A 24,980-nucleotide genomic window follows, 5' to 3' on the forward strand; every position below is an offset into this window, starting at 1 on the left:
ATTCTAAATTCTAAATTCTAAATTCTAAATTCTAAATTCTAAATTCTAAATTCTAAATTCTAAATTCTAAATTCTAAATTCTAAATTCTAAATTCTAAATTCTAAATTCTAAATTCTACTATTTTCTCAACTTACCCTTCTTCCTTTTAACCTCCACAGGTTTTTCAGCAGTGCGTTTTCCTGTTACACGCCTGTACACTAGCGTAAAAAAAAGAACTGTAGAAATCATCACTGCCCAATAACCATTGGCAAAACCAAAGCTCATGATCTGGTGTAGGCCCATAATAAAGAAAGCCACCGAAGCGGACAAGAGAATTGCATCAACTAATTTCATAAGCTCTTTTTAATCCTCTTTTACTTCAATTACTCCGGTAACACGCTTGATTTCAAAATCAGAAAGATCCTGATTAGCCTTCATACCTTCTCCATAAATTACGTTTCCCTGCTCGCGAATGGTCACAAACTTATCGGTGAATATTTTTTCATCAGCAGGTGTCCAGAACAACTCCTCTGTGTTTAGTTGCTCATGCTTTATTACATTCTTAACCACTACATCCCCCCTGCCACGCCATTTATTTTCAGCTTTAAAATAAAAGGCATGATTAGCCGTAAGAGTCGATTCAAGATTACCCATTACATCGTAAAACTCCAGATAAAGTCCTTTTGGAAATTCTTTATCATCATTTTTAAACTCATGTACCAAGGGGGTTTTCATTTTCACCTTTACTGAACTGTTCTGGCTATAAAACAATTCCATGTCCTCGATCTCGCGCAAAGGGCCTTCGTAAATAATTGGCTCCTTTACCTCTGTTTTTCCACAGGCTAAGAGTAAGAAAGAAAATAAAAGTATTGTTATTCGTTTCATTGGTGAAAATAAAAAAGCCATCCTGTTGTTGATCCAGGATGGCTCTTATCGTTTATGCGAAATTAATCACGTGTTCTTACTGTAGTATTCTCATTAATCCAGCAATCAACGCGAATGCTTTGTCCTTGAGAATAGTTTTTCAAGAAGATATCTTCTTTAGAGGGGAAGTTTGATTTGGCAGCACCCATTTTTTGTGAAGCACCAGCCTTTGCGTAATAATCGTAAGCGAGTAAGTAAACAGCACGGTCATCTGCCTGGCTATCCATTTTCTTACAATCGTTGAAGCTGTTAATGTATAAGTCTCCAATTTTTTCGTAAGCATCTTTATTAGATGGATCTGCTGCCGCAGCTTGTCTGAACAACTCTCTTGCTTCGCCTTTAGCGCCTTTCTTAGACGCTAACGATCCTTGAAGTATTAAGATTTCTGCCTTTGAAACGTTATCAGTTGCAAGTGTAAGTGCCTCATTGAAATAGAATTCCGCCTTTTCAAAATTGTCCATGGTGAAGTAACGCAGGCCAAGATTTTTTGCAAGACCAAAATCTTTCTGACCATCCGCTGCATTGTGGATAGCTTCTCCTGCTTCTAACCAAAGCGGATCATCAGTACACTTACCTTGTAACATGAATCCGAAGATTTTCTTTGCAAGGTTAATATCAGCAGGGTTCTGCTTGAACTTAGGCGCCAACGTTGATTTTACACGCTCACAGTCAAACTTAACTAAGGTCAATAATATCGCATCTATATCATCTTTAATTTTTTTCAGTTTGTCGATAGGTTTTGCTTCGCTCTGTGCTTTTTTAATTTTTGCATCTACTACAGCGCTTACCATATCATATTTTTCCAAAATCTGATCTTCAGTAAGGGCTTTAAATTTAACAGCCGAAACACGTACCGCCTGCATGTAAGGTAATAGTAAGCCATCCATAATGTTGTTTCCATTTAATTGGAAAGCCTTATCCATTACTGGCAACACCTCTGCTCCCTTTGTACCGTTGATATTGAATTTATAATAAGACAATGCTTTCCGTGCCATTACCGCAGCCTCTTCTCCACAGTTTTGTATACGCATGTCGTACACAATCATAAGTGAATCTACATATTTCTGTTTCTTTATCGGATCCTTCTCTGCATCGGCTAATTCATCAAATATCTCAGCTCCCAAAATGTAGATGCTGGTATTCAATTTTGGAACGTTTGTTAGCAGATACTGATGGGGAGCAATGGCTTGCTTGTAATGCTTATTTTTTACAGCATCACTGTATAGTACATTTTTTTCCTCTTCTGTAGCCTTGTCCGGTCCCCATGTCCAGTCTTTGCATTGTGCAAAGCCGCTCAGGCTACCAGCAGATAGAGTTACTACCAGAATCGCTTTAAGAACATTCATTTTCATCTTCTTTATATTAACTAGTCAAACTTCCTTTTAACAAACCATCTGTCATTGAGCGTGACTCCCAAATAAACTTTAAGATAATTTTCCTTAAGTCCATTTTCCCGAACACTACCTCTTTGACCTGCTTTAAAGGCCAAATCAATGCTTGATTGCCCCGTTGGTAAAGAGAGGCCAAAATTAATGCCAAAATCATTAACCTTCTTACCGTTCGCGAAAAAAGGCGCCTGGCTTATCCCAGCTCGGTAGGTTACACGCTTAAAATAGTTCAAAGCGCTATAATCAGGGGTGAATTCACCTCCTAATGACCAACGCCAGGTTTTGCCCAAATCATCATCCGAAACATTTAAAGAGCGAAAGGTGCTCCAATCCTGATAGTAATAATCGAAACCAAAGGACCATTTTGAGTCTTTTGCGAAAGAAATGCCTCCTCCAAATCCAGAAGGTAGCTCAAGCTTACCGGTACGGGTGGCCAGCACTTCGCTATCTAATGTGTCAAGGGTGCTTCCATTGAGACGGAAATACTCAACGTCTCTTTCAGCACCAATACGCCCATTTAAGTCATAGACGGCACCGAAATTTAGTCTGTAATCACTATTGAAAAGCGAATCAATGCTATAAGAAATTCCTCCTCCAACTAAAAAACCCTTTGAATAGGTGGATTCATCTACTCCTGCTATAAAGGGAACAGGTTGGTTTTCGAGTTGCAATTCGTTTAGGGTGAGGGTGTTTACCGAACCAAAAATATAGCTGGCTTTAACGCCCACAGAAAGACCTTTATAAATTCTGAAACCATTCGACCAATACAACTGTGTGAGTCCACCAGATCCTTGTTCTATAACCGTTGTTGTATCTATTAGTTGATTGTTATTGTCGAAAACCTGCAAATCATACTGAAGGCTATAATCAACATTGGTATAAGGCATTAAGCCAATGGAAGTAGTTATTTTTCTAAAAAGAACCGGAAAAGCGATAGCCAGGTAGTTTAAATTACCTGAACGCAAGCTTTGGTTATTTACACCATCTGTCAGATCGAGTTGCTCCGCTAACATACCAACCTGAAACACGGTTAAGGTGTTATAGACCAACAATGCTGGATTCTGGTTGTTCAGGTGCAGGAATTGCGGTTGGCTAAAGCCTAGACCACCCATCCCTTGATTTGGCGCCAGGGAATTTCCATAGCTTTCGCCAATACCAAAAGTGGAATATGGGCTCTTTGCTGCTTGCCCCAAAACATTACTGCCCGTCAATAAAACCAACGAAAAACAGAAAAAAACACTTCTACTGACTGACATTGTGTAATAAAATGCTGTTTAAACCCTTCAAAACAAGATTTTGGACCGCAAATATGGTCCCTTTCAAGCTGTTTTCAAAAAAATGCGTGTCTCCTCCGCATAATATCACCCTCATTTCAGGATAATGTTGCTTATAACGCTCAATTGTGCCCTCTATTTCAGAGAGCATGCCATTAAAAGCACCACTTTGCATACAGGATTGTGTGCTATTCCCAATCAAGGGGATATCTCCATCAATTGTAACCAAAGGAAGTCGGGCTGTAAATTCATGCATGGCGCGTAATCGCATGTGCAAGCCGGGTGAAATGGCGCCCCCCAGGTATTCAGCCTTTTCATTAATAAAATCGTATGTAATACAGGTTCCGCTATCAATCACCAGACAGGGTTGATCAGGAAACATTTGGTTGGCGCCACAAACACCCGCCAAACGATCAACGCCTAGTGTTTCAGGCGTGGCATATAAGTTTACAATGGGCAAAGGCAATGTATGTGTTAACAAGAGAACATGCGGAATATGCGCAGTGCTGGGTAAAATAGAGTCGTAGGTTTTGCTGACAGAGGCAATAATGGCTGCTTGCGTCTTTACACTGGCAACATATTCATTTAAAGTGGCAAGGTCTGCAAACACTCTTTCTTCCACTAAATTGTGCTGTTTGAAAATACCTACCTTGCTGCTTGTATTCCCAATATCCACCACCAGATTATCCATATCATATGAGCAATATCAAAAGTAAAGATTCTGTTGCCAAGTATAAAGTAATTGGACTTATGTCGGGCACCTCTTTAGATGGTCTGGACATTGCTCTTTGTACTTTTAGTAAGGACGAAACAGGTAAATGGTACTTCTCAATTGAAAAAGCAGAGACCATCCAATATTCAAAGAGTTGGCAAAAATTATTAGCTAGTGCCCATCAGGTGAAAGCGGAAGAGCTTTTGATTTTGAATACAGCGTATGGAAGGCTCTTGGGTGAAGAGGTCGCCAAGTTTATTCAAAAAAATAGCATCAGAGGCGTAGACTTTATTGCTTCACATGGTCACACCATTTTTCATCAGCCCCAAAAAGGATTCACTTTTCAATTAGGTAATGGAAATGCTTTGCATCAGGCCGCTAACCTGCCAACCGTATGGGATTTCAGAACACTGGATGTGGCCTTGGGCGGAGAAGGTGCACCATTGGTACCCATAGGGGATCAGTTACTTTTTGCTGATTTTGATGTATGCCTGAACCTTGGCGGTATTGCCAACCTCTCAACTGAGCTTAAAAACAAGCGCATCGCTTACGATATTTGCTATGCCAACATGGGGCTTAATTATCTGGCTCAAAAAAATAAAAAATCTTTTGATAAAGATGGGGGCATGGCTTCCGATGGTCAGGTACATGCAGGGCTGCTGAAGTCATTAACAAAAGTCTATACTATTTTAAGAAAGACAAGACCATCACTCAGTCGTGAGATTTTTGAAAAGCAAATCAAACCGCTGCTCGACAATGAGAAGATTTCTTTGAAGGACAGACTTCGCACCCTGACAGAAAGCATGGCCACAGAAATAGTTACTGCTATTGGTACAGAGAAAGAAAAAAGTGTTTTAATAACCGGAGGCGGTGCACACAATAGCTTTTTGCTTTACCGATTGGTTGAATTGGGTGGTGATCAACTGCGCATCATTAAACCTGATGATGAAATTGTGAATTTTAAGGAGGCACTTGTTTTTGCTTTTTTAGGCGTATTAAAAGTAAGAGGAGAAGAAAACGTACTGAAGTCTGTAACGAATGCTTTAAAAAATAGCAGCAGTGGTGTAATGACGGGTTTCTGAACAATCACCCATTTTATTATATCATAAAAAAACTTAAAAAACGTTTCGGGTTGTGAGGACACAGCCCGAGGAAAGTGGTGTGATGACAGGTTTTTAATAGCTTTGTGCTTTACTTTTTACTTCATGAAAGATTTACTTCAAAAATTTGAAAACAAAAGACCTGAAATAGTTTTCGAATGGAAAGATCCTGAAACCGAAGCTGTGGGCTGGGTTGTGATTAACTCCTTACGAGGTGGTGCTGCCGGTGGTGGTACACGCATGCGTGCCGGTTTGGATAAACGTGAGGTAGAATCGCTGGCCAAAACCATGGAAGTAAAATTTACGGTATCGGGCCCTCCTATTGGTGGTGCCAAATCAGGTATAAACTTCGATCCAGCAGATCCGCGCAAGCTAGGTGTATTGCAACGTTGGTATGCAGCGGTGATGCCTTTGTTAAAATATTATTACGGCACTGGTGGTGATTTAAATGTTGATGAAATTCATGAAGTAATTCCCATCACAGAAGACTCTGGTATCTGGCATCCACAAGAAGGTGTGTTTACAGGACACTACAAACCGAGTGAAGCACAAAAAGTAAATCGCATCGGACAACTACGTCAGGGTGTTGTTAAAGTTATTGAAGACGATGCTTTCGTACCCGATTTGGGGAAAAAATATACAATTGCCGATATGTGTACTGGCTATGGAGTGGCCGAAGCTGTGAAACATTACTATGAACTTTGGGGTGGCAAGGTGGAAGGCAAACGTGCCGTTGTACAAGGTTGGGGAAATGTTGGCGCAGCCGCAGGATTTTATTTAGCAAAGATGGGCGTAAAGGTTGTTGGCATTATCAGTCGCGAAGGTGGATTGATCAATAAAAATGGTTTTACCCAGGAAGAAATAAATAAACTCGTACTAGACAGACAAGGCAACAGAATTGTTTCTGATAAGCTTCTGCCATTTGACGAGATTAATTCAAAAATCTGGGATGAGGCATTTGAAATTTTTATTCCGGCAGCAGCTTCGCGTTTGGTTACACGCGATCAGATAGACCGCATGATTGCCTCTAAACTAGAAGTAATTTCTTCCGGAGCGAATGTGCCCTTTGCAGATCCGGAAATATTTTTTGGCTCAACCGGTTTACATGCCGATCAGCAAGTATCTGTTATCCCAGACTTTATTGCTAACTGTGGCATGGCGCGTGTCTTTGCTTATTTTATGGAGCGCGAAGTGAGTATGACCGATACGGCCATCTTCAACGATATATCTGCCACGATTAAAAAAGGCTTAGAGAAAACTTATAAAAAGAGCAACGCTAAAACTAACATTGCGCAACATTCATTTGAGATTGCGTTGAGGCAGTTGATTTAGTAGTGAGGGGACATTTTATTTAAGTTTGCGGATCTTGTGTCGGACCTATAAATAGATTACTGAGGAATTCGAGAATTTACAATTGCATGATCAGTTTACAAAATCAGGAAAATAATTTAATAAAGATTTTTCTTGTGCTCTTTTTGCTAAGCTGCCCTGAAGCTTTTGCTCAAAAATATGCTGAAAAATTGCATTTGAAAGCTGGAGAAATTTTTCAACTTAAGGGTAATAGTTTTGAAATTGATAGTTTAATACTTGAAGATGGTGCAGAACTACTTTTAGAAAAGAAGCATAAAGTGACTGAGATAATTGTAAACCATTTATATCTAGGGGTTGATTGCCTTATCACGGGAAATGGTGCAGATGGGGAACACGCAGGCACTATTTCCTTTGATCAAACTGTGAATCATTTTGGTACTGTCCGAAATTACAAAGCCGGCTACAATAATGGTTTACCTGGTCTTTCAGCCTGTGATCTAACTTTATTTGTTAAAAATTTAACTGTCAAGGGTCGGTTCGCAGTTAATCTGAAAGGTGGTGATGGAGGTAATGGGAATCGTAAAGCAGGTGTAGGGGGTGATGGAGGTAATTTTATCTTTAGCTTTCCAAGAAGTAGCAGGGGTATTATACTCGCTAATGCTGCTATATTTACGCAAGGAGGTCATGGTGGTGAAATTCTTGTCAATAGAAAAAATCTAACAAGTAATTTTGCACATGATGGCCGTCAAGGAACAATAGAATATATTGATCTGGCAGACCAATAGAAAAACGTAAGTGTTAACATATTAAATAATCACCTGATCCAGTATCCATCCTGTTAAACTTAAGCGCTGTCGTGTGGCTGGTAACACTTCATGTTCCAGCAAATCACTGCGAAAGCACACCAACCTCCCGGCTACTGGCAATACATCTAAAGATTCGTTCTCCGTATAAATTCTGAGTTGGCCCCCTTCATCTTCCCTCCAGTTCTTGTTTAAATAACAAATAACAGAAAGTTTACGATGATCATCTTTTTTAAACTGATCTAAATGTCTTTTATAATAGGTGCCCACCGGGTAAACGGTCATGTGCACTTCATGATCTTTCATGCTTAAAAATAAACTTCTGTTAAGGTGCTGCACCAATTCATGAAGTCGGTTTAAATAAACCATTGCTGCAGGCGGTGCTGTGTTTTTATCTAACCATAAAATATAATCTCCTCTTATTGCTTCATTTATCTGAAGGTCAGCGTTCTTACCAATACCTGCTTTTTTAAACATTTGTTCATGCTGACTAAAATGAGGCAAGGTCAGAATCTGGTCTACTTCGGCTGGTGTCAGGAAATTGTCGATAATTGCATAGCTTTTGTCGGCCAAACCATCAGCCACCAAATCAAAAAGTTCGTTCATGTAACAAAGTTACGCGATGTCTGTCTATACTAAAGCACTTCACTTAAAAACGATGAAAAACAGCACTAAACTTATTCTTTTCTTTTGTCTTGCATCCATTCTTACGGCTTGTGGAGATTACCAGGCAGTAGAGCTTCGTCATATTAAAAACGTGATCGCTGATGTAAGCGATGATCCAATGCTAAAAACGGAGGCCGTTTTCTATAACCCCAATGATAAAAATGGGAAACTAAAGGCAATCAATGTTGACGTTTTTGTGGAGGGGAAAAAAGCAGCCATTGTCAAACAAAAACTAAAGATTAAAGTGCCAGCTAAAGGAGAATTTACTGTGCCGTTAATGGTCAAAATAAATCTGAAAGAACAAGGCCTGATGAATACCCTCCTGGGTGTGCTTGGTGCAAAACGATTAAAAGTGCGTTACAAAGGACATGTACGTATTAGCTATCATGGACTGCCTATTATCGTACCCATCGATCATGAAGAAGAAATCAAAATCAGATTTTAAGGAATGCTTATAGAAACTTAAACCATCTCAAAGCCATTCATCATTGATTTGTTGCTCCTGATAAGATCACTGCTTATCTTCAACAATAAACCAATACTTATGAAAAGGCTTTTCTGCCTGTTTACGTTGAGTACTTTATTGCTTAGCTGTAACCTGGAACAAAAAAATAAAACAACTTTCAGTATAACATTTACTGACTCACTTAGTAAAGAAGCACAAGACGGTCGCCTGCTGTTATTACTTGCCAAAGATGATAAAACAGAGCCGCGTTTTCAAATAGGTGATGGCCTTACAACACAACTCGTTTTTGGTGTAGATGTAGAAGGTATGAAGCCTGGAGATGAGATTGTTATTGATGAAAATGCTTTCGGATTTCCCATTCGAAATATCAATGATTTACCTGCTGGCGATTATGTTGTTCAGGCACTCATAAACCGATACGAAACTTTCAATTTAAAAACAGGCCACACTGTAAAGCTACCACCCGATCAGGGCGAGGGTCAGCAATGGAACAGGAAGCCCGGTAATTTCTACAGTAAACCTATTAAGATCACACTGGGCGATACTAAAACACAACATGCCACAGTAACGCTCGATCAGATCATTCCGCCTGTTGAAGAACCTAAGGACACCAAATACATCAAGCATATAAAAATTCAAAGTAAACTCTTAACGGAGTTTTGGGGTCGCCCTATGTTTTTAGGTGCACACGTTTTACTTCCTGAAGATTTCGATGAACATCCCGAAGCACATTATCCTTTAATGGTATTTCATGGACACTTTCCTGATGACTTCGGAGGATTTAGTGAAACGCCTCCACCGGCAGATATGGATACGACTGATTTCAGCGAACGTTTTGGTATCTACGGTTATAAAAAATTTCAAGCGCAGGAGTCCTATAATTTTTACAAACAGTGGACGAGCAAAAATTTTCCTCGCTTCTTAATTATAGAAATTCAGCACGCCAATCCTTACTATGATGATTCTTACGCTGTAAACTCTGCAAACCTGGGCCCTTACGGTGATGCTATCATGCAGGAATTAATTCCTGAAATTGAAAAACAATTCCGTGGCATAGGGGAAGGCTGGGCCCGCTTTACCTATGGTGGTTCTACCGGTGGATGGGAAGCACTTGCGGTTCAAATGTTTTATCCAGATCAGTTTAATGGTTGCTTTGCTGCTTGCCCTGACCCTGTGGACTTTCGTGCCTATTGCTTAGTAGACATTTACAAAGATAAAAATGCATACTGGTACGAAAGTGATTTTAAGAAAGTAGCCATTCCGTCTCATCGCAACTATTTAGGGCAGATACAATCCACTATGCAGGAGAGTAACTATTATGAATTAGCGCTTGGCACTAAATCAAGGAGCGGACAGCAATGGGATATCTGGGAGGCTGTTTATTCACCACAAGGAGAAGATGGTTACCCGAAAAGAATTTTCGATAAGGAGAGCGGTGAGATTGATAAGGAAGTTGCCTCTTACTGGAAAGAGCATTACGACCTACGCCACATTTTAGAAAGAGATTGGGCAACACTTGGCCCTAAACTTCAGGGAAAGATTCATATCTATTGTGGTGATATGGACAATTACTATTTAAATAATGCCGTCTATTTGATGGAGGATTTCTTAAAGAAAACCAATAATCCGTTTTATGATGGCGAAGTAGCCTATGGCGATAGGGCTGAACATTGCTGGAATGGTGATGCTGTCAACCCCAACTATGTTTCAAGATTGCGTTATAACAGCATGTACCTGCCTAAAATTTTAAAACGTATACAGGAGAGTGCACCAAAAGGAGCGGATACAAAAAGCTGGAAGTATTAAAACAAAAAGCTGTTTCAACATACAGATGGTCGTTTAAAACATATGGCGATTTCTTAATTTTTCAATCAAGAATCACTTTATGTTTATTGGTGACTTAATCTGATTTTGAAACAGCTTTTAAAATTCTACTGACTATTTTTTTAGAAGTAGAACAATAAGTTGATTGAACCGCTCAGGTTATCTAAGCCAATGCCAACAGATGTTAAGCCGTTGCTGCCCAATTGGTCATTCTTGGTTGTTACTACTGAATCTGTATTGCCATCCCACTGTTCGGTTGTGAAATTAACCCTGCCTGTATTTCTGAAAGCAAGCATGTAACCAAACTCACCACCTACTGACATTTTTGGTGCAAAGAAATATTCTACACCAATAAAGCCACGAGCGCCTACTAAAAAGCTTGGTGCATTTTGTTGTTCAGTTTTGCGAACATCTGCTAAAAAGTTGTTGCTTCCAATAAAAGTTCCTGCCAGAACATTGTCACCAAAATTGGCTGTCTGAGGCCTGTTAAAATCCAGGTTTACAGAGTTACCGTATTGGTAAGTTTGCTTAGTCGATGAGTAACCAACAACCAACTCTCCACCATAAACACCTTGAAGTTTGGTAGTTCCTCTGCGCTTTTCGTATCCTGCAGCAAGCACAACAGTATTGAAGTTGGTTTTTCTCCAATCTTCAGTAAAGTTAGGATAGAGTGGATCCGGGGTCAGCTCATCCTGGCGAACAACACTCTTGTCAATACTTGTTCCGATGTTAATGTTGAAACGAACACGGTATTGTGTGTTGGCATCTACAACATATTTACCAAATAAGGCCACGTTGTTAGATGGATTTGTTGAATAAGTAAAAGCAGGTTCAGTATTAAATGTATTCCCATTCAATACATTTCCTAAGTAGCGAAAGAATGGGTTGGCAGAAACACCAAGGCCCCACTCACCTGCTTCAGGAAGAATGTTGTACCCTCTTTTTGATTTAAGCACAGCAGGCTGATCTGTATCTTGTGCTTGTGTTATACTTAGCGCCAAAGCGAAAGCAAATACACTTGCTAATATTTTTTTCATGTTATATTTCAGAATTTAGTGAGCTTATTAATCGAAACTGATTACTTCCGGTTGACTAATTTGAATGTTTTGAATGTAAGTAGCATCTTTTACCGCTCCGAAGATGTAAGCATTTTGTCTATCGTTATAAACTGCTGCTTTGCTTACATAATCATCTTCAATGAAATCATAAACATTGATTTGTGTTTCGAAGTCACCAACCGTGATACGGATATCACGTGAGCGGACACCAATCGCCAATTCGATTGTGTAAACACCTGAAGCATTCGTTGTAGTCTGGCCTAATAATGCATCTGTATCGTAGTTGTAGAAATAAACAGGAACGTTAGCCGGAGCTGCTTCGTAAACAAGATCACCAGCATCTTCTTCTTCATCAAAGTCAGCGAAAATGGTGCCTGTAATAGTTACATTTCCAATTGGCTGGGGGTTAACTGAATTTTCATTGTCACAGCTTACAAAAAGTAATGCTGCGGCTGCAAGAGTTAAAAAAGTTGTTTTCATTGTTTTGGTTGGTTAAAAATTTATATGCGAAGAAAATCTCTTTTCTGTAATTCATTTAAAGCATATAACCAACCAGAATTTTGTTTATCAATTCCTTGTAAGAATAAATAGATCACTAATTTCTACTAAACAATATTTTATTCTTACTTTCGGAAGGAGAACAAGGAAAACTTCCTCTCTTAAAAAATTCACGATTTCTTTTCTTCTAAATTGCAACCAAACACAATGAACACTCGTAGGGATTGCCCCGATAAACCTGAGTATGTATGAATATAAAATTGGAGAAAATTTACCTGGCTTTGGAAGCACAGAAGTCAGCCTTAATCACGTCATTACAAACTTATACAACCCAGCAGCTCCAAGCTAAACCCTCCGCTTCAGGCTGGTCGGTCATTCAGATACTTACCCATCTTTATACCTCAGAAAAATTATCATTTAGCTATATCAAAAAGAAATCCTTAGGCATTCAGGGGGTAGAAAATGCAGGGCTTCAGCAAGCTTTGCTCATGCCTGTTCTTAAAATATCGCAACGCCTGCCTTTTCGCTTTAAGGCACCGAAGGTAGTGGTAGAGAATACCCCAGAAGCGCTGCCGCTGGAGCAACTCATTGACCAATGGAATTTATTACGCCTTGAGCTTAAAACACACCTGGAGAATGTGCCTGACGGCCACATCAACAAACTTGTGTATAAGCACCCTATTGTGGGCCGCTTAAGTTTACCGCAAGCCATGCAGTTCTTTGCCGAACACATCAACCATCATAAGCCTCAAATAAAAAAGGCATTAAAATCCTGAAACAAATTGTAGTATTCAACTTTACAACCATCAACCAGTTATGAAAAAAATACTGATACTCTTATTCACCATTATAACAGGATTCACCCATGCACAATCATTAAAAAGCCCGGATGAGTTTTTAGGTTACACCCTGGGTGATCGCTACACACGACATCACGAGATGATTGACTATTTCCGTTATGTGGACGCACAACTTTCCAATGTACAAATCACACAATACGGTAAAACCTATGAGGACAGGCCACTTATTTACACGGTGATTACCTCTCAGGAAAATTTTACAAAATTGGAAGAGATCCGATTGGATAATCTGAAACGAACAGGTTTGGTTAGTGGTACCCCATCTGCCAATAAAATTGCCATTGTCTGGATGAGCTACAACGTGCATGGTAACGAGGCCAGTGGCATGGAGGCAGCCCTTAGAACTTTGCATGAACTAGTCAGTACAGCACGGGGTCAGGAATACTTAAAAAATACTGTGGTGATTATGGATCCTTGCATCAACCCCGATGGCAGAGATCGCTTCACCAATTTCAATAATCAATACATCAATGTTATTCCCAATTCAAATGGCGATGCAGCGGAAAACAACGAACCCTGGCCCAGGGGAAGGGCTAATCATTATCTTTTCGATTTAAACAGAGACTGGGCCTGGTTGCAGCAGACAGAATCTCAAGCGCGATTAAAAGCATACAATCAGTGGATGCCACACATTCATGTTGATTTTCATGAGCAGGGTTTTAACAGCCCCTACTACTTTGCCCCTGCTGCAGAACCCTTTCATGCAGTGATTACAAACTGGCAACGTGAGTTTCAAACTACCATCGGAAAAAATAATGCTAAGTACTTTGACGAAAAGGGCTGGTTGTTCTTTACAAAAGAAAACTTCGATTTGCTCTACCCAAGCTATGGTGATACTTACCCGACTTATAATGGTGCCATTGGTATGACGTACGAGCAAGGCGGACAACGGGGTGTGAGTATCATGACCAGAGAAGGTGTGCCGCTTACTTTAGAGCAACGCTTACTTCATCACCACACTACAGGCATGAGTACAGTAGAAGTGGCCTCAAAGAATGTTACCAAACTAGTGGATGAATTCGAAAAATACTTTAGGGAAAACCTAAGCAACCCATTTGGCACTTATAAAAGTTATGTAATCAAAGCAGATAATAATACCGACAAGATTGAAGAGCTAACCAGCTGGATGGATAAGCATGCCATCAGTTACGGAGTGGTGGGTAGTGCTAAGGCAGGTAAAGGCTTCGATTATCAAACACAAACACAAGGAACATTTACACTCAATGCTGAAGACATTGTTGTTAATACTTTTCAACCGAAGTCGCGTTTTATCACCACTGTATTCGAACCACAATCAAAATTGTCTGATTCAGTTACCTATGACATCACTGCCTGGAATCTGTTTTATGCCTACAATTTAAAGGGCTATGCGCTAACAGAACGTGTTAATACTGGAAAAGCTTACGAAAAGAAAAAATTAGAAGTGCCAGCTATCAACAATGCTTATGCCTATATTTTTAAATATGAATCTGTTAAAGATGCCGAGTTTTTGAGCGAACTGCTTAAGCGCAATTTCAGGGTGCGTATAGCACAACAAGCTTTTACTGTCAATGGCAACTCCTTCAATGCCGGAACAATCATTGTTACCAAGACTAACAATGAAGGCATTATCGATTTCGATAAAGTAGTACAAACACTTGCTGCCAACTACAAAAGAACACTGTACACAAGCACTACGGGTTTCGTTGATAAAGGAAAAGATTTTGGTTCATCAGAAGTTGCCTACCTGGAGGCCCCAAAAGTAGCCATGCTCATGGGTGATGGTAGTTCATCTTTATCTGCCGGAGAAGTATGGCACTATTTTGAACAACAACTGCACTACCCGCTTACGCAAATCAGAACAAACCAACTGAAAAGAACCGACCTGAATCAATACAATGTTTTGATAGTGCCAGAAGGTTATTATGACATTTTTGACGATGGCCAGCTTGACCGCATCAACACCTGGGTGAGTGCAGGCGGTAAACTTATTGTGATTGGCGATGCACTTGAATCATTCTCCGATAAAAAAGGATTTAGTCTGAAGCATTATAAAAATGATGATGCAAAGAAAGCAATTGAAAAACTGGACGAAGAGTGGAAGAAAAAAGATGGTTTAGTTCGTTATGAAGATGCTGAAAGAAAAAATATTTCCGAAAATATTTCAGGCGCTATTTACAAGACAGCGGTAGACAATTCTCATCCACTGGCTTTTGGACTAGGCAGCCATTACTTTACTTTAAAGACGAACACCATTCGTTACGACTTTATGGAAGATGCGTGGAACGTAGGCGTGTTAAAGGGTGCTGCCAAACCAGTTCAGGGTTTTGCAGGGTATAAGGCCAATAAAAAAATGGATAACACACTCTCCTTCGGTGTGCAACAAAAAGGCCGAGGTAATATTGTTTATTTCGTTGATAACCCGCTTTTCCGCTGCTTCTGGGAGCAGGGCAAGTTTGTATTCGGTAATGCGGTGTTTATGGTTCCTTGATTTTTAACTGACCTAGTTAAGACCCGTGAGTGACCTACTGACGGGTCTTTCTTTTTATAACTAATCCAAGGCTGCGCTGTTTTATTAGTATGGATCGTCTGCCCATACAAGTAGTTTGGTTTAAAAGAGATTTGCGCCTGGAGGATCACGCTCCTTTAGCATATGCTACACAATCCAATTTACCCACATTACTACTCTATTGCTTCGAGCCTTCACAAATGGTAGCTGCCGAAAGTGATGTTCGTCACTTGCGTTTTATTTACGGATCCATTGATGATCTCAACAGACAGCTACTTCCTTTTCAAACCAGTATTTATGTTTCAACAAAGGAGGTAAAGGATACCTTCATGGATCTTTTACAGAATTTCAATGTCATTCAAGTATTGAGTTATTGTGAAACAGGCCTACAGTTAAGTTATCAAAGAGATAAAACCATAAAACAATTTTTTAATCATGAAAAAATTAAGTGGCTTGAATTTCAATATGCAGGTGTAAAGCGAGGCCGTCAAAACAGAGGGAAATGGATTGAGCAATGGTATGAAAATATGGAGAGTACATGCGACAAAGCTGATCTCTCCAGGATACAGTTCATTACTCTTGAAACGAATAAGCTGCAGTTAGATCAAGGCATAACCACGCAAAACAAAAATTTTCAACCTGGTGGTGAGTTCTACGCAAAACACTATCTCCAAAGCTTTTTAAACGAACGATCAAAGCAATACAATAAGTCCATTTCAAAACCCCTGGCGAGCAGAACAGGATGCAGTCGCTTGTCGCCTTACTTGGCCTGGGGTAATATTTCCTTACGTCAGGTGTATCAACAGACACAGGCCGCCATACTTATTCAGGATCACCGCTGGCAGTTAAGTAGTTTTGCGGCACGTCTTCGATGGCATGATCACTTCATTCAAAAATTTGAAATGGAAGATCGCATGGAGTTTGAAAATATTAACAGAGGCTATGATGCTATTCGCACCGACTGGAACGAAACATACTTTCAGGCATGGTCATCCGGGCGTACAGGCTATCCCTTGGTTGATGCCTGCATGCGCTGTTTACACGCCACGGGTTATATCAACTTCAGAATGCGGTCTATGCTCATTTCCTTTCTTACGCATCACTTGTGGCTGGACTGGAAGCGTGGAGCTGTTCATTTAGCAAAGCTCTTCCTCGACTTTGAACCAGGTATTCACTATCCTCAAATTCAAATGCAAGCTGGCGTTACAGGCATCAATACCATTCGCATCTACAATCCTGTAAAGCAAAGTATAGAGAACGACATAGAAGGTTTATTTATCAAGCAGTGGATTCCTGAATTAAGCAGTCTGCCGCTATCCCTTTTGCATGAGCCCTGGAAAATGACTTCAATTGATCAACATTTCTATGGGTGCAAAATGGGGCTCGATTATCCCTTACCCCTTGTTGACGTTGCTAAAACTTACAAACATGCCTCCTCGGTTTTACATTGTTTTCGAAAAGACAAAATAGTAATACAAGAAGCAAAACGGATTATTTTAAAACACACTCATGAAGAGCGTATGGAATGATTGGCGGGAACCAAAAATGCTGTCAGAATTGCTGACTACAAGCTTCAGCTTTTTAATACTTATTTAACGCAAACGTTTAGAAACCTTATTAGTCGAAATAGCTCTCTGTCTCGTGCATTTAAAACGATCAATTTCTTCAATTCTTTGTGCAACATGTTTTGTTTTACGACCCTGAACGCGTTCACGCCAACGCTCCCAACTCTTGCGCTGCAAGTTATTCCGCATCAATTCAATCACTTCGCGTTCGCTTAAACCGAATTGAGCTTTAATCGCATCAAAAGGTGTACGATCTTCCCAGGCCATTTCTATAATACGATCTGTCTCCTCTGCTGAAAGCATAAGTTAAAAACAGCGAATTGAAAAATAAGTTTTGTCTTGTAAAACGATCTATTGCCCTTCGAGCGGATCTTTATTAAGTCTGAACAGATAACTTATACCAAAAACAATACCTCCCGGACGAAGTAGTTTTAGGACTTCAATACTTACAGGATCGAGTTGTGACCCATCCTTAACGGTGTAGAAAGTTGCACCACTTACATTGGCTGAGTATCCGAATTCCAAATTGAAAGCATCTCCGTTTTTAAATGTAAATTCTCTGATCGCTGTAAAATTAAACATGCCTTGTCTGTGAAGATCCATAAGCACGGTCTGCGAATTACCTCCGTTTACTTCAAACTCAGTTTCAAAATCCCGTATACCCGAAGCGGAACAATAGCCGAAACCAAATCGCCAATCCCCTGCCGGTCGTGGCTTAAATAAAAAACCAAGTCCAACTTTTGTCCCCCAACTGCCGATACCGGCACCTACACGCAAACCATATTGGTCATTAAATTTAAAATCACCGCTAAGTCCTATAAGGCCATTGTGTTGGTTAAGGCCTCCTCCAATTCCTAAATAATATTTCTGCGCAAAGCTTGTCGTAAACAAACATAAGAGGCACAACAAGACAATTAATTTTTTCATACCTAAGGATTCTACCCGTAAAAGTTAAGCATAAGTTATAAAAACAAAAAGCCCACCGATTTGGTGGGCTTTCAAATACTTGTTCTACTATAAATTAAGCAGACTTTAGTGCCTCAGCACCAGCCACAATTTCTAAAATCTCTTTGGTAATGGCTGCCTGACGTGTGCGGTTGTAAGTCAGTTTTAGTTCTTTTAATAATTCACCAGCATTCTCAGTTGCTTTATCCATCGCTGTCATACGGGCACCATTTTCAGAAGCGTTAGAATCTAACAGGCCTTTGAATAATTGTACCTTTAAAGACTTGGGAATTAAACCTGTAATAATTTCCTCGCGATCTGGTTGATAAATGTAATCTACCTCAGTCGTTTTCTTTCCCTCTTGTGCCGGAGGCATAACAGGTAAAAACTGCTCCGTGCGTAAAATTTGTGTAGCTACGTTTTTAAATTCGTTGTACACGATTTCAATTTTATCGTAACGGCCAGCCTGGAACTCTGTCATTAAGAAGTCAGCTACCTTAGCAGCCTGTTCGAAAGTAAGGTTAGAAAACAAAGTAGAGTACTCACCTATCAGATTTACTTTTCGTTTTCCGAAAAATTCAAAAGCTTTTCTACCAATCGGTAGGATAGTAACATTGCCTTTGTCGTATTGAGCCTGATACTTTTCGGCAATCAATCTTGCCACACCTTTAAAGATGTTACTGTTAAATGATCCGCAAAGACCGCGATCAGAGCTTATCGCCACAATCAAAATCTTTTTCTCTTCACGTACCTGACCGTACCAGGCATCGTTTGAGTTATCTCCTTGCGCGGAAGAAAGATTCTGAAGTATAGAAGAAAGCTTTTGAGCAAAAGGGCGCATTTGAGTAATGCGATCCTGTGATCTGCGCAACTTTGCTGCCGCAACCATTTTCATGGCCTTGGTAATCTGTTGCGTAGAAATCACAGAGATGATTCGTCCTTTTACTTCCTTTAAATTCGGCATATCTTCAATGAGTTGATTTGAAAATTTGACGACTTAAAGATGAACTCACCTTTAAATCGTCAAACTGAAATACATTCAAATTAATATTTAGACGCTAAGTCTGTAGCTACCTGCTTAATGATGGCCACGTCTGCATCTTCAAATTTACCAGCGCGTAAATTGTCAAGCACGTTACGGTGACTTGCATTCATCAGCTCAGCAAATTCTTTTTCAAACTGTCTTACTTTATTTACAGGTACTCTGTCAATAAATCCACGTGTTGAAGCGGTGATGATAGCAACCTGTTGCTCTACAGAAACTGGTGCGTATTGATCTTGCTTTAAGATCTCCTGGTTTCTTCTACCACGCTCGATTGTCAATTTAGTGGCCGCATCAAGGTCAGAACCGAACTTGGCAAAAGCTTCCAATTCGCGGAACTGCGCCTGGTCAAGTTTCAAGGTACCGGCTACTTTCTTCATGGATTTAATCTGAGCCGAACCACCCACACGTGATACTGAAATACCTACGTTAATCGCAGGACGAATACCTGAGTTGAATAAGTTCGTTTCCAAGAAGATCTGACCATCTGTAATTGAAATTACGTTAGTCGGAATGTACGCTGATACGTCACCAGCCTGTGTCTCAATAATTGGAAGGGCAGTTAATGATCCACCACCTTTAACCAAATGCTTGATAGAAGCAGGCAGGTCATTCATGTTCTTAGCGATCTCATCATTGTTAATGATCTTGGCAGCTCTTTCCAATAAACGAGAGTGTAGGTAGAACACATCACCTGGATAAGCTTCACGTCCCGGAGGTCTTCTTAATAACAAAGAAACTTCGCGGTAAGAAACAGCCTGCTTAGACAAGTCATCATAAATAACCAAGGCAGGACGTCCGGTGTCGCGGAAGAACTCACCAATGGCTGCACCTGTAAAAGGAGCAAAGAATTGCATAGGCGCAGGATCTGAAGCCGTTGCTGATACAATAACAGTATAAGGAAGGGCACCAGCCTTTTCAAGTTCTGCAGCAACAGAAGCTACAGTAGAACCTTTCTGACCTACGGCTACGTAGATACAGAATACTGGCTTGCCTTGTTCGTAAAATTCTTTCTGGTTGATGATCGTGTCAATCGCTACAGCAGTCTTACCTGTCTGGCGGTCACCAATGATCAATTCACGTTGACCACGACCGATCGGAATCATCGCATCAATTGCCTTGATACCTGTTTGAAGTGGCTCATTCACCGGCTGACGGAAAATTACGCCTGGTGCCTTACGCTCCAGTGGCATATCATATAAGTCGCCTGCAAGAGGACCTTTACCGTCAATAGGATTACCCAAAGTATCCACCACACGACCCAACATGCCATCGCCAACTTTTACAGAAGCGATTTGTTTAGTACGTTTTACAGTATCGCCTTCGTGGATGTCCTGAGAATCACCCAACAATACTGCACCTACGTTGTCTTCTTCAAGGTTCAATACTAGGGCTTTCAAGCCATTGTCGAATACTAAAAGTTCACCAGCCTGTGCTTGGGTTAAGCCGTAAATACGAGCCACACCATCACCCACTGTTAGTACAGTACCAACTTCTTCAAGTTGTGCCTCAGTGCGTGAGTTCGAGAGTTGCTCGCGCAATATTGCTGATACTTCTTCTGGTCTAATCTCTGCCATATGTCTTAATTCAAAATTTCAAGTTCAAAATTGTTTAGCTCTCCAAATCTCTTCCAAGAGGAAGGTTGAGGAGATGCCTAAAGTTCTTTTATGTATGGGTTGTAGCTAAATTTCACTTTCAAGGCTTTCAGTTTGTTTTTCATGCTGGCATCAATCTGACGATCACCAACATTTAATACAAAACCTCCTATCATTTCAGCGTCTACTTTCTCAATCAGCTCAATTTCTTTTTTGTCGCTGATTTTTTTCACTATTTCACCAAACTCAGCACGCAATGATGCATCAATAGGCACTGCAGTTGTAAGTGTAGCCTTACCAATACCTTTATAAACGTTATAAGCATTATGGAACTGCTTAGATATATCAATCAATATACCTTCACGGTTTTTACGCGTAATGATATCGAAAATGGCAAGAGTTAACGGATGCACCTTTCCTTTGAAAAGTTTATCAAGGATGTCGCGCTTCTTCTCGTGCCTGATAATTGGATTCTTAAGCATCAGTGCAAATGCACGGTTCTCGTCAGCTACTTTGGCGAACAACAACATATCGTTGTGCACAGCATCAACAGCTTTCTGCTCCACTGCTAATCCAAGCAGTGACTTTACATATCTGGAGGCAACACGGGTTTCGGCCATGTGCTTAGTTTAGTTTTAGTTCTTTAATATAACCGTCAACAAGATCCTTCTGCGCCTTATCACCGGCAAGGTTCTTCTTCATCAACTTCTCGGCAACTTCTAACGAGAACATCGCTACTTGTGTGCGAACGTCTTTCATAGCTGCCTGCTTCTCAATGTTAATGGCCTGACGTGCATCTTCAATGATTCTGTCAGCTGCCTTTTTAGCATCAGCGGCTGCTTCATCTTTCATGCGGTTGGCAGCATCTCTTGCATCTTTTAACATTTTATCACGCTCTTCACGTGCCAGTTTTAAAAGCTTTTCGTTGTCAGACTTTAGCGTAGCAATCTCTAAACGAGCTTGCTCTGCTGTATTCAATGCTTCAGTTATTGATGTTTCACGTTCTTTTAATGAAGCAAGAATAGGTTTCCAGGCTAAGAAGTATAGCAATACAACTAGTGGGAAGAATATAATGGCTTGCCAAATAATGAGGCCTGAGCCGGGGGTTAGTAATTCCATACGATTAGATCGTTACGTTGTTAAAGAAAACGAGTTCCGCCAAGTGCGGAACTCTGTTTTTTTCTTACTTCAAGAATGAGATAAGCAGGCAAATAACCAATCCGAAAAGGGCGGCTACTTCAATAAGCGCTGCAATAACAAGCATTGCTCCCTGAATTTTACCAGAAGCTTCTGGCTGACGAGCCATACCTTCCATGGCAGCTGCACCGATTTTACCAATGCCAAGGCCTGCGCCAATTGCTACAAGACCGGCACCGATTCCAGCGCCCATAATTGCAAGACTCATGTCTGCTAAAAGTGCTAACAACATAAACTATTTATTTAAAGTGAAACAAAAACAATTTTAATGGTGGTCATCGTGAGCATGCTCAGCGATGGCCATTCCTATATACAATGACGAGAATAACGTAAATACATACGCCTGAATACCCGCCACCAATAATTCAATTAAGTTAATGAACATCACAATAAGCGATGAACCAATGCCCACATAAGCACTACCAAATACGAATGCTAAACAAATCAAGCTTAACAACACGATGTGACCCGCAGTAATCGCAACAAACAAACGTATTGTTAATGAAATGGGCTTAGTGATAATACCCAAAATTTCTACTGGTAGGATAACCAATCTTAAAGGAAGTGGTACACCAGGGGTCCAGAAAATATGTCCCCAGTATCCTTTGTTTCCGCTTACGTTGGTGATAACGAAGGTACCGATTGCCAACACCGCTGTTACAGCGATATTTCCTGTAAGGTTAGCTGCACCAGGCAGCAGACCCAATAGGTTACCAAATAAGATAAAGAAGAAAAGTGTTAACAAATAAGGAAGGTACTTCTCGTACTTAGGACCAATGTTTGGTTTCACCACTTCATCGCGCACAAATACAATGATGGGCTCAATAAATGCCTGAATACCTTTAGGTGCCTTGCCTGCATTTTTCTTATAGCCACGGGCCACTGCAGTTAGGATTAAGATCATGAGTGTAGCGTTGATGAACAACATGGCCACGTTCTTGGTGATAGACAGGTCTAAAACAGCTTTTCCTGAATCTGACAAATAAATATGATTGTGGTCAAGCTTGTAGCCATTGTATTCTACAATGTTATGGTGCTCATCATAAAAGTTGTGTGATGAAAAAGATTCCAGGCCACGCTCCGCTGAGTAAACAATGACAGGCAAATAAAGCGTACCATAATGGCCATCAAAGAAGTGCCAGATATGGTCGTCCAAAACGTGGTGTAAAATAACCTCGCTGGCATTAAAAGCCTTGGTAGAATCGTTCGATTCAGCAGCAAAAGAAGCCTGCGATACGCCTACGAAAAGCACCACCAGCAAAAGCTTCGAAAACACCTTTATTTTATCGAAAAAAACGCTCATTTTGGCCTAAAGGGGGTTAAAAACGACCGCAAAGGTATGAATTAAAGCATGCTGAAAAAATGTTTTAAAAAATATTTGGGTGCCGGCTTATCGACCCCTTTTAAGGAAGAGAAATGAAACCTGTATGGTTATGAAAATCAGGCAGTTAATAAGGAAATAAACCGCATTTGCCTTGATCCCCTCCTGGTCTGCATAGAATACAAAAGCCAGATAGCCTAACCACACCAAAAGCTGCAGTATTATGCTCACTAAATAGATGGTGGTAAATGTGTCAGGCGCTTGTATGGCCAAGAGCTTTCTAACCGATACCCATATACTGATGGACAGCAATAAAGTTGTTTGTAAATAATAGGAAGGTCTCCAGTCATCTGGAATAACAAAGGTGCTAACCGCTAGAATAAGGCCAGTGACAAAAACCAGCAAGAGGATAAATCTAAGCACTTCAGTCCTTATTTAGGGATCGGTAAATTTGGTAAAGCATGCCACCAAAGGCCAAAAAACCAAAGGTGAGCATGAATGCCGGAAAAGTGATGGATAAGTATTGATCTAATTTGTGCCCTAACCAGCCTGCAAGGCCAATACCCAGCAATAGCTGTAAGGCCAGGTTACTGTATTTTAAGTAATTAGATGGATTTGGCTTGTTGGCTGAACCCATTATCGGCCGTTATCTTAATTTCCTTAATGGTGGCGCCCATTTTACATGTGCCATTAAACACTGCTCCTGGCTCAACTATTAATTTGCCAGTGCTGATGTCGCCATGAACTACGGCAGTGGCTTTAAGCACTAAAACTTCTGAAATCTCTAACCTGCCTTTTACCTCTCCCTCTATATCTGCGTTTTGTGCTACAATATTGCCTTCTACATGCGAAAGATTGCCCAATGCTACTTTCGATTTTGACTTCACATCACCTTTTATCTTACCCTCAATACGGATGTTTCCGTAAGTCTCAATATTACCTTCCAGGTAAGTACCCTTACCAATAGTGTTGCTGGAACTGCTTAGTTCTTCAGCTGCGCGTTTTTGTTCTTTTGTGTTTAGCATGGCTTTGCAAATAGGGTTTGTTAGTTTAAAAAGTAACGAAATCCTCCGGGTTAAGGGAGTTTCCATTGTACCATAATTCAAAGTGCAGGTGCGGACCGTTTGTCAGTTCACCGCTGTTGCCAACGATAGCGATGATTTCACCAGCATTAACAAATGTACCAACTTTTTTATATAGATGAGAATTGTGCTTATAAACCGAGATCAGGTTGCCTTTATGCTGGAGCATAATTACATGCCCGCTGTCTTGTGTCCATGACGAAAAGATTACCATGCCATCAGCCACATTTTTAACAGGTTCGTTCACTTTGGCTACTATATCCACACCCAAATGTCCTTTTTTAGCATCGTATTTATCTGATATAAATCCGGTAATGGGGGTGAAAAAAAACATCGATTGAAGCTCCTCATTTTTAACCGATGTATTTGTGATCAGCGACAGTTCTGACTGCTCAAAGTTTCTTCTAAAACTCGAATCCGTTGCATTTATTGCCAGCGTAGAGGGTCTTTCCAATGGTTTATTTTCGTTTCTGAGAGCTTCAGCCGGATCATTAAAAGTACTGGTGTCTCCGCTTAGTACACGCTGAAAATTAGCGATGAATTGATCTTTTCTATCCACCTCAAGTGCAAGCGAATCTACCTTCATGGCAAGAGAAACCAGCTCCCTGTTGGCTTGTGCCTGTGCAAACTCCGGATCAAACCACTTGGCCAAAATGGTTTTGCTTAGAAAAAGGCAAAGTGCCAGTAATAGCACAAAAAGTATGACTGAAAAAAGAATAACTTTAGAGCCCGTTATCCCAATGGCATGGCGCTCAGCAAAGTTTTCCTCATTGCGAAGAATTAGCTGATAACGTGTTGCCAGTCGGCTGGATAAGGTTTTACGTGCTTTCACTATGCTCAATTTTTTGACAAAATTAGTTATTCCTGCTTATTAACATACT

General features: G+C 40.4%; 28 protein-coding genes. 8 read left to right on the top strand and 20 right to left on the bottom strand.

Annotated elements, in window-relative coordinates; translation table 11 throughout:
- Window positions 1–118: 118 nt before the first annotated feature.
- From ACO1XM_RS19310 to ACO1XM_RS19330, 5 genes are all read right to left on the bottom strand, one after another.
- Complete coding sequence (locus tag ACO1XM_RS19310) at window positions 119–334, bottom strand: hypothetical protein (protein ID WP_486232070.1); 216 nt, start codon at window positions 332–334, stop codon at window positions 119–121.
- A gap of 9 nt (window positions 335–343) precedes the next feature.
- Window positions 344–865 (bottom strand): LPS export ABC transporter periplasmic protein LptC, encoded by a 522-nt coding sequence (gene lptC, locus ACO1XM_RS19315; protein WP_486232072.1) that lies wholly within the window; start codon window positions 863–865, stop codon window positions 344–346.
- 62 nt (window positions 866–927) lie between these two features.
- Window positions 928–2,250, bottom strand: coding sequence for a tetratricopeptide repeat protein (locus ACO1XM_RS19320; RefSeq protein ID WP_486232074.1), 1,323 nt, complete (start codon window positions 2,248–2,250; stop codon window positions 928–930).
- 20 nt (window positions 2,251–2,270) lie between these two features.
- On the bottom strand, window positions 2,271–3,548 hold the full coding sequence (bamG, locus tag ACO1XM_RS19325) for a BamG family beta-barrel-assembly machinery protein (RefSeq protein WP_486232076.1): 1,278 nt from the start codon (window positions 3,546–3,548) through the stop codon (window positions 2,271–2,273).
- Window positions 3,535–4,257, bottom strand: coding sequence for a type III pantothenate kinase (locus ACO1XM_RS19330; RefSeq protein WP_486232078.1), 723 nt, complete (start codon window positions 4,255–4,257; stop codon window positions 3,535–3,537). Before ACO1XM_RS19330 ends, bamG begins: the two co-directional genes overlap by 14 nt.
- A gap of 5 nt (window positions 4,258–4,262) precedes the next feature.
- Between ACO1XM_RS19330 and ACO1XM_RS19335 the strand changes: the two genes are divergently transcribed.
- The 3 genes from ACO1XM_RS19335 to ACO1XM_RS19345 all read left to right on the top strand — a co-directional run bounded on the left by ACO1XM_RS19335 (window position 4,263) and on the right by ACO1XM_RS19345 (window position 7,474).
- A complete protein-coding gene (locus ACO1XM_RS19335; protein WP_486232080.1) occupies window positions 4,263–5,360 on the top strand; it encodes an anhydro-N-acetylmuramic acid kinase in 1,098 nt (365 codons plus the stop codon).
- A gap of 123 nt (window positions 5,361–5,483) precedes the next feature.
- Window positions 5,484–6,710 (top strand): Glu/Leu/Phe/Val dehydrogenase dimerization domain-containing protein, encoded by a 1,227-nt coding sequence (locus ACO1XM_RS19340; RefSeq protein ID WP_486232082.1) that lies wholly within the window; start codon window positions 5,484–5,486, stop codon window positions 6,708–6,710.
- An 86-nt stretch (window positions 6,711–6,796) separates the two neighbouring features.
- Window positions 6,797–7,474 (top strand): hypothetical protein, encoded by a 678-nt coding sequence (locus ACO1XM_RS19345; RefSeq protein ID WP_486232084.1) that lies wholly within the window; start codon window positions 6,797–6,799, stop codon window positions 7,472–7,474.
- A gap of 21 nt (window positions 7,475–7,495) precedes the next feature.
- Here ACO1XM_RS19345 and ACO1XM_RS19350 read toward each other — a convergent pair whose 3' ends face one another.
- Window positions 7,496–8,098, bottom strand: coding sequence for a 2OG-Fe(II) oxygenase (locus ACO1XM_RS19350; protein WP_486232086.1), 603 nt, complete (start codon window positions 8,096–8,098; stop codon window positions 7,496–7,498).
- Window positions 8,099–8,150: 52 nt separating this feature from the next.
- Here ACO1XM_RS19350 and ACO1XM_RS19355 point away from each other — a divergent pair, with 52 nt between their 5' ends.
- Both ACO1XM_RS19355 and ACO1XM_RS19360 read left to right on the top strand, forming a co-directional pair.
- Window positions 8,151–8,603: a hypothetical protein gene (locus ACO1XM_RS19355; protein ID WP_486232088.1), complete on the top strand. Its 453-nt coding sequence runs from the start codon at window positions 8,151–8,153 to the stop codon at window positions 8,601–8,603.
- A 99-nt stretch (window positions 8,604–8,702) separates the two neighbouring features.
- On the top strand, window positions 8,703–10,430 hold the full coding sequence (locus ACO1XM_RS19360; RefSeq protein WP_486232090.1) for a hypothetical protein: 1,728 nt from the start codon (window positions 8,703–8,705) through the stop codon (window positions 10,428–10,430).
- A 140-nt stretch (window positions 10,431–10,570) separates the two neighbouring features.
- On the opposite strand, the gene ACO1XM_RS19365 is transcribed toward ACO1XM_RS19360, so the two are convergent.
- Both ACO1XM_RS19365 and ACO1XM_RS19370 read right to left on the bottom strand, forming a co-directional pair.
- Window positions 10,571–11,485, bottom strand: coding sequence for a hypothetical protein (locus ACO1XM_RS19365; RefSeq protein WP_486232092.1), 915 nt, complete (start codon window positions 11,483–11,485; stop codon window positions 10,571–10,573).
- 27 nt (window positions 11,486–11,512) lie between these two features.
- Window positions 11,513–11,986 carry a hypothetical protein gene (locus tag ACO1XM_RS19370; protein ID WP_486232094.1) on the bottom strand — a complete coding sequence of 158 codons (474 nt, stop codon included), beginning with the start codon at window positions 11,984–11,986 and terminating at the stop codon, window positions 11,513–11,515.
- A 266-nt stretch (window positions 11,987–12,252) separates the two neighbouring features.
- Between ACO1XM_RS19370 and ACO1XM_RS19375 the strand changes: the two genes are divergently transcribed.
- From ACO1XM_RS19375 to ACO1XM_RS19385, 3 genes are all read left to right on the top strand, one after another.
- Complete coding sequence (locus ACO1XM_RS19375; protein ID WP_486232096.1) at window positions 12,253–12,780, top strand: DinB family protein; 528 nt, start codon at window positions 12,253–12,255, stop codon at window positions 12,778–12,780.
- 40 nt (window positions 12,781–12,820) lie between these two features.
- The gene (locus tag ACO1XM_RS19380; protein WP_486232098.1) at window positions 12,821–15,334 is read left to right on the top strand and encodes a M14 family metallopeptidase; all 2,514 of its coding nucleotides are present in this window, start codon (window positions 12,821–12,823) and stop codon (window positions 15,332–15,334) included.
- A gap of 89 nt (window positions 15,335–15,423) precedes the next feature.
- Complete coding sequence (locus ACO1XM_RS19385) at window positions 15,424–16,881, top strand: cryptochrome/deoxyribodipyrimidine photo-lyase family protein (RefSeq protein ID WP_486232100.1); 1,458 nt, start codon at window positions 15,424–15,426, stop codon at window positions 16,879–16,881.
- A 63-nt stretch (window positions 16,882–16,944) separates the two neighbouring features.
- On the opposite strand, the gene ACO1XM_RS19390 is transcribed toward ACO1XM_RS19385, so the two are convergent.
- The 12 genes from ACO1XM_RS19390 to ACO1XM_RS19445 form a co-directional block, all read right to left on the bottom strand.
- Window positions 16,945–17,220: a TIGR03643 family protein gene (locus ACO1XM_RS19390; protein ID WP_486232102.1), complete on the bottom strand. Its 276-nt coding sequence runs from the start codon at window positions 17,218–17,220 to the stop codon at window positions 16,945–16,947.
- Window positions 17,221–17,268: 48 nt separating this feature from the next.
- Window positions 17,269–17,844 (bottom strand): hypothetical protein, encoded by a 576-nt coding sequence (locus ACO1XM_RS19395; protein ID WP_486232104.1) that lies wholly within the window; start codon window positions 17,842–17,844, stop codon window positions 17,269–17,271.
- 94 nt (window positions 17,845–17,938) lie between these two features.
- Window positions 17,939–18,826, bottom strand: a complete 888-nt coding sequence (gene atpG, locus ACO1XM_RS19400) for an ATP synthase F1 subunit gamma (protein ID WP_486232106.1) — start codon at window positions 18,824–18,826, stop codon at window positions 17,939–17,941.
- 80 nt (window positions 18,827–18,906) lie between these two features.
- Window positions 18,907–20,481 carry a F0F1 ATP synthase subunit alpha gene (gene atpA / locus ACO1XM_RS19405; protein ID WP_486232108.1) on the bottom strand — a complete coding sequence of 525 codons (1,575 nt, stop codon included), beginning with the start codon at window positions 20,479–20,481 and terminating at the stop codon, window positions 18,907–18,909.
- A gap of 77 nt (window positions 20,482–20,558) precedes the next feature.
- On the bottom strand, window positions 20,559–21,119 hold the full coding sequence (gene atpH, locus ACO1XM_RS19410) for an ATP synthase F1 subunit delta (protein ID WP_486232110.1): 561 nt from the start codon (window positions 21,117–21,119) through the stop codon (window positions 20,559–20,561).
- 4 nt (window positions 21,120–21,123) lie between these two features.
- Complete coding sequence (atpF, locus tag ACO1XM_RS19415; RefSeq protein WP_486232112.1) at window positions 21,124–21,618, bottom strand: F0F1 ATP synthase subunit B; 495 nt, start codon at window positions 21,616–21,618, stop codon at window positions 21,124–21,126.
- Window positions 21,619–21,682: 64 nt separating this feature from the next.
- Window positions 21,683–21,928 carry an ATP synthase F0 subunit C gene (atpE, locus tag ACO1XM_RS19420; protein ID WP_127121428.1) on the bottom strand — a complete coding sequence of 82 codons (246 nt, stop codon included), beginning with the start codon at window positions 21,926–21,928 and terminating at the stop codon, window positions 21,683–21,685.
- Between the two features lie 33 nt (window positions 21,929–21,961).
- The gene (gene atpB / locus ACO1XM_RS19425; protein WP_486232115.1) at window positions 21,962–22,999 is read right to left on the bottom strand and encodes a F0F1 ATP synthase subunit A; all 1,038 of its coding nucleotides are present in this window, start codon (window positions 22,997–22,999) and stop codon (window positions 21,962–21,964) included.
- An 87-nt stretch (window positions 23,000–23,086) separates the two neighbouring features.
- Window positions 23,087–23,440, bottom strand: a complete 354-nt coding sequence (locus ACO1XM_RS19430) for a hypothetical protein (protein WP_486232117.1) — start codon at window positions 23,438–23,440, stop codon at window positions 23,087–23,089.
- 1 nt (window position 23,441) lies between these two features.
- Entirely contained in the window at window positions 23,442–23,654 is a 213-nt protein-coding gene (locus ACO1XM_RS19435) for an AtpZ/AtpI family protein (protein ID WP_486232120.1), read from the bottom strand.
- Window positions 23,623–24,042 (bottom strand): bactofilin family protein, encoded by a 420-nt coding sequence (locus tag ACO1XM_RS19440; protein ID WP_486232122.1) that lies wholly within the window; start codon window positions 24,040–24,042, stop codon window positions 23,623–23,625. The genes ACO1XM_RS19435 and ACO1XM_RS19440 overlap by 32 nt, the downstream gene beginning before the upstream one ends.
- A gap of 25 nt (window positions 24,043–24,067) precedes the next feature.
- Window positions 24,068–24,931, bottom strand: a complete 864-nt coding sequence (locus tag ACO1XM_RS19445) for a M23 family metallopeptidase (protein WP_486232124.1) — start codon at window positions 24,929–24,931, stop codon at window positions 24,068–24,070.
- Between the last annotated feature and the right edge of the window lie 49 nt (window positions 24,932–24,980).

The sequence above is a fragment of the Chryseotalea sp. genome (genome assembly GCF_057350905.1).

What these genes read in the sequence shown, in the direction of transcription:
- ACO1XM_RS19390 (WP_486232102.1), bottom strand. Translation starts at nt 17,220, where the DNA reads ATGCTTTCAGCAGAGGAGACAGATCGTATTATAGAAATGGCCTGGGAA.
- atpF (WP_486232112.1), bottom strand. Translation starts at nt 21,618, where the DNA reads ATGGAATTACTAACCCCCGGCTCAGGCCTCATTATTTGGCAAGCCATT.
- atpG (WP_486232106.1), bottom strand. Translation starts at nt 18,826, where the DNA reads ATGCCGAATTTAAAGGAAGTAAAAGGACGAATCATCTCTGTGATTTCT.
- ACO1XM_RS19375 (WP_486232096.1), top strand. Translation starts at nt 12,253, where the DNA reads ATGAATATAAAATTGGAGAAAATTTACCTGGCTTTGGAAGCACAGAAG.
- bamG (WP_486232076.1), bottom strand. Translation starts at nt 3,548, where the DNA reads ATGTCAGTCAGTAGAAGTGTTTTTTTCTGTTTTTCGTTGGTTTTATTG.
- ACO1XM_RS19350 (WP_486232086.1), bottom strand. Translation starts at nt 8,098, where the DNA reads ATGAACGAACTTTTTGATTTGGTGGCTGATGGTTTGGCCGACAAAAGC.
- ACO1XM_RS19310 (WP_486232070.1), bottom strand. Translation starts at nt 334, where the DNA reads ATGAAATTAGTTGATGCAATTCTCTTGTCCGCTTCGGTGGCTTTCTTT.
- ACO1XM_RS19345 (WP_486232084.1), top strand. Translation starts at nt 6,797, where the DNA reads ATGATCAGTTTACAAAATCAGGAAAATAATTTAATAAAGATTTTTCTT.
- ACO1XM_RS19320 (WP_486232074.1), bottom strand. Translation starts at nt 2,250, where the DNA reads ATGAATGTTCTTAAAGCGATTCTGGTAGTAACTCTATCTGCTGGTAGC.
- ACO1XM_RS19335 (WP_486232080.1), top strand. Translation starts at nt 4,263, where the DNA reads ATGAGCAATATCAAAAGTAAAGATTCTGTTGCCAAGTATAAAGTAATT.
- ACO1XM_RS19340 (WP_486232082.1), top strand. Translation starts at nt 5,484, where the DNA reads ATGAAAGATTTACTTCAAAAATTTGAAAACAAAAGACCTGAAATAGTT.
- ACO1XM_RS19440 (WP_486232122.1), bottom strand. Translation starts at nt 24,042, where the DNA reads ATGCTAAACACAAAAGAACAAAAACGCGCAGCTGAAGAACTAAGCAGT.
- ACO1XM_RS19395 (WP_486232104.1), bottom strand. Translation starts at nt 17,844, where the DNA reads ATGAAAAAATTAATTGTCTTGTTGTGCCTCTTATGTTTGTTTACGACA.
- ACO1XM_RS19385 (WP_486232100.1), top strand. Translation starts at nt 15,424, where the DNA reads ATGGATCGTCTGCCCATACAAGTAGTTTGGTTTAAAAGAGATTTGCGC.
- ACO1XM_RS19355 (WP_486232088.1), top strand. Translation starts at nt 8,151, where the DNA reads ATGAAAAACAGCACTAAACTTATTCTTTTCTTTTGTCTTGCATCCATT.
- ACO1XM_RS19360 (WP_486232090.1), top strand. Translation starts at nt 8,703, where the DNA reads ATGAAAAGGCTTTTCTGCCTGTTTACGTTGAGTACTTTATTGCTTAGC.
- atpE (WP_127121428.1), bottom strand. Translation starts at nt 21,928, where the DNA reads ATGTTGTTAGCACTTTTAGCAGACATGAGTCTTGCAATTATGGGCGCT.
- ACO1XM_RS19380 (WP_486232098.1), top strand. Translation starts at nt 12,821, where the DNA reads ATGAAAAAAATACTGATACTCTTATTCACCATTATAACAGGATTCACC.
- ACO1XM_RS19435 (WP_486232120.1), bottom strand. Translation starts at nt 23,654, where the DNA reads ATGGGTTCAGCCAACAAGCCAAATCCATCTAATTACTTAAAATACAGT.
- ACO1XM_RS19365 (WP_486232092.1), bottom strand. Translation starts at nt 11,485, where the DNA reads ATGAAAAAAATATTAGCAAGTGTATTTGCTTTCGCTTTGGCGCTAAGT.
- atpB (WP_486232115.1), bottom strand. Translation starts at nt 22,999, where the DNA reads ATGAGCGTTTTTTTCGATAAAATAAAGGTGTTTTCGAAGCTTTTGCTG.
- atpH (WP_486232110.1), bottom strand. Translation starts at nt 21,119, where the DNA reads ATGGCCGAAACCCGTGTTGCCTCCAGATATGTAAAGTCACTGCTTGGA.
- ACO1XM_RS19330 (WP_486232078.1), bottom strand. Translation starts at nt 4,257, where the DNA reads ATGGATAATCTGGTGGTGGATATTGGGAATACAAGCAGCAAGGTAGGT.
- atpA (WP_486232108.1), bottom strand. Translation starts at nt 20,481, where the DNA reads ATGGCAGAGATTAGACCAGAAGAAGTATCAGCAATATTGCGCGAGCAA.
- lptC (WP_486232072.1), bottom strand. Translation starts at nt 865, where the DNA reads ATGAAACGAATAACAATACTTTTATTTTCTTTCTTACTCTTAGCCTGT.
- ACO1XM_RS19370 (WP_486232094.1), bottom strand. Translation starts at nt 11,986, where the DNA reads ATGAAAACAACTTTTTTAACTCTTGCAGCCGCAGCATTACTTTTTGTA.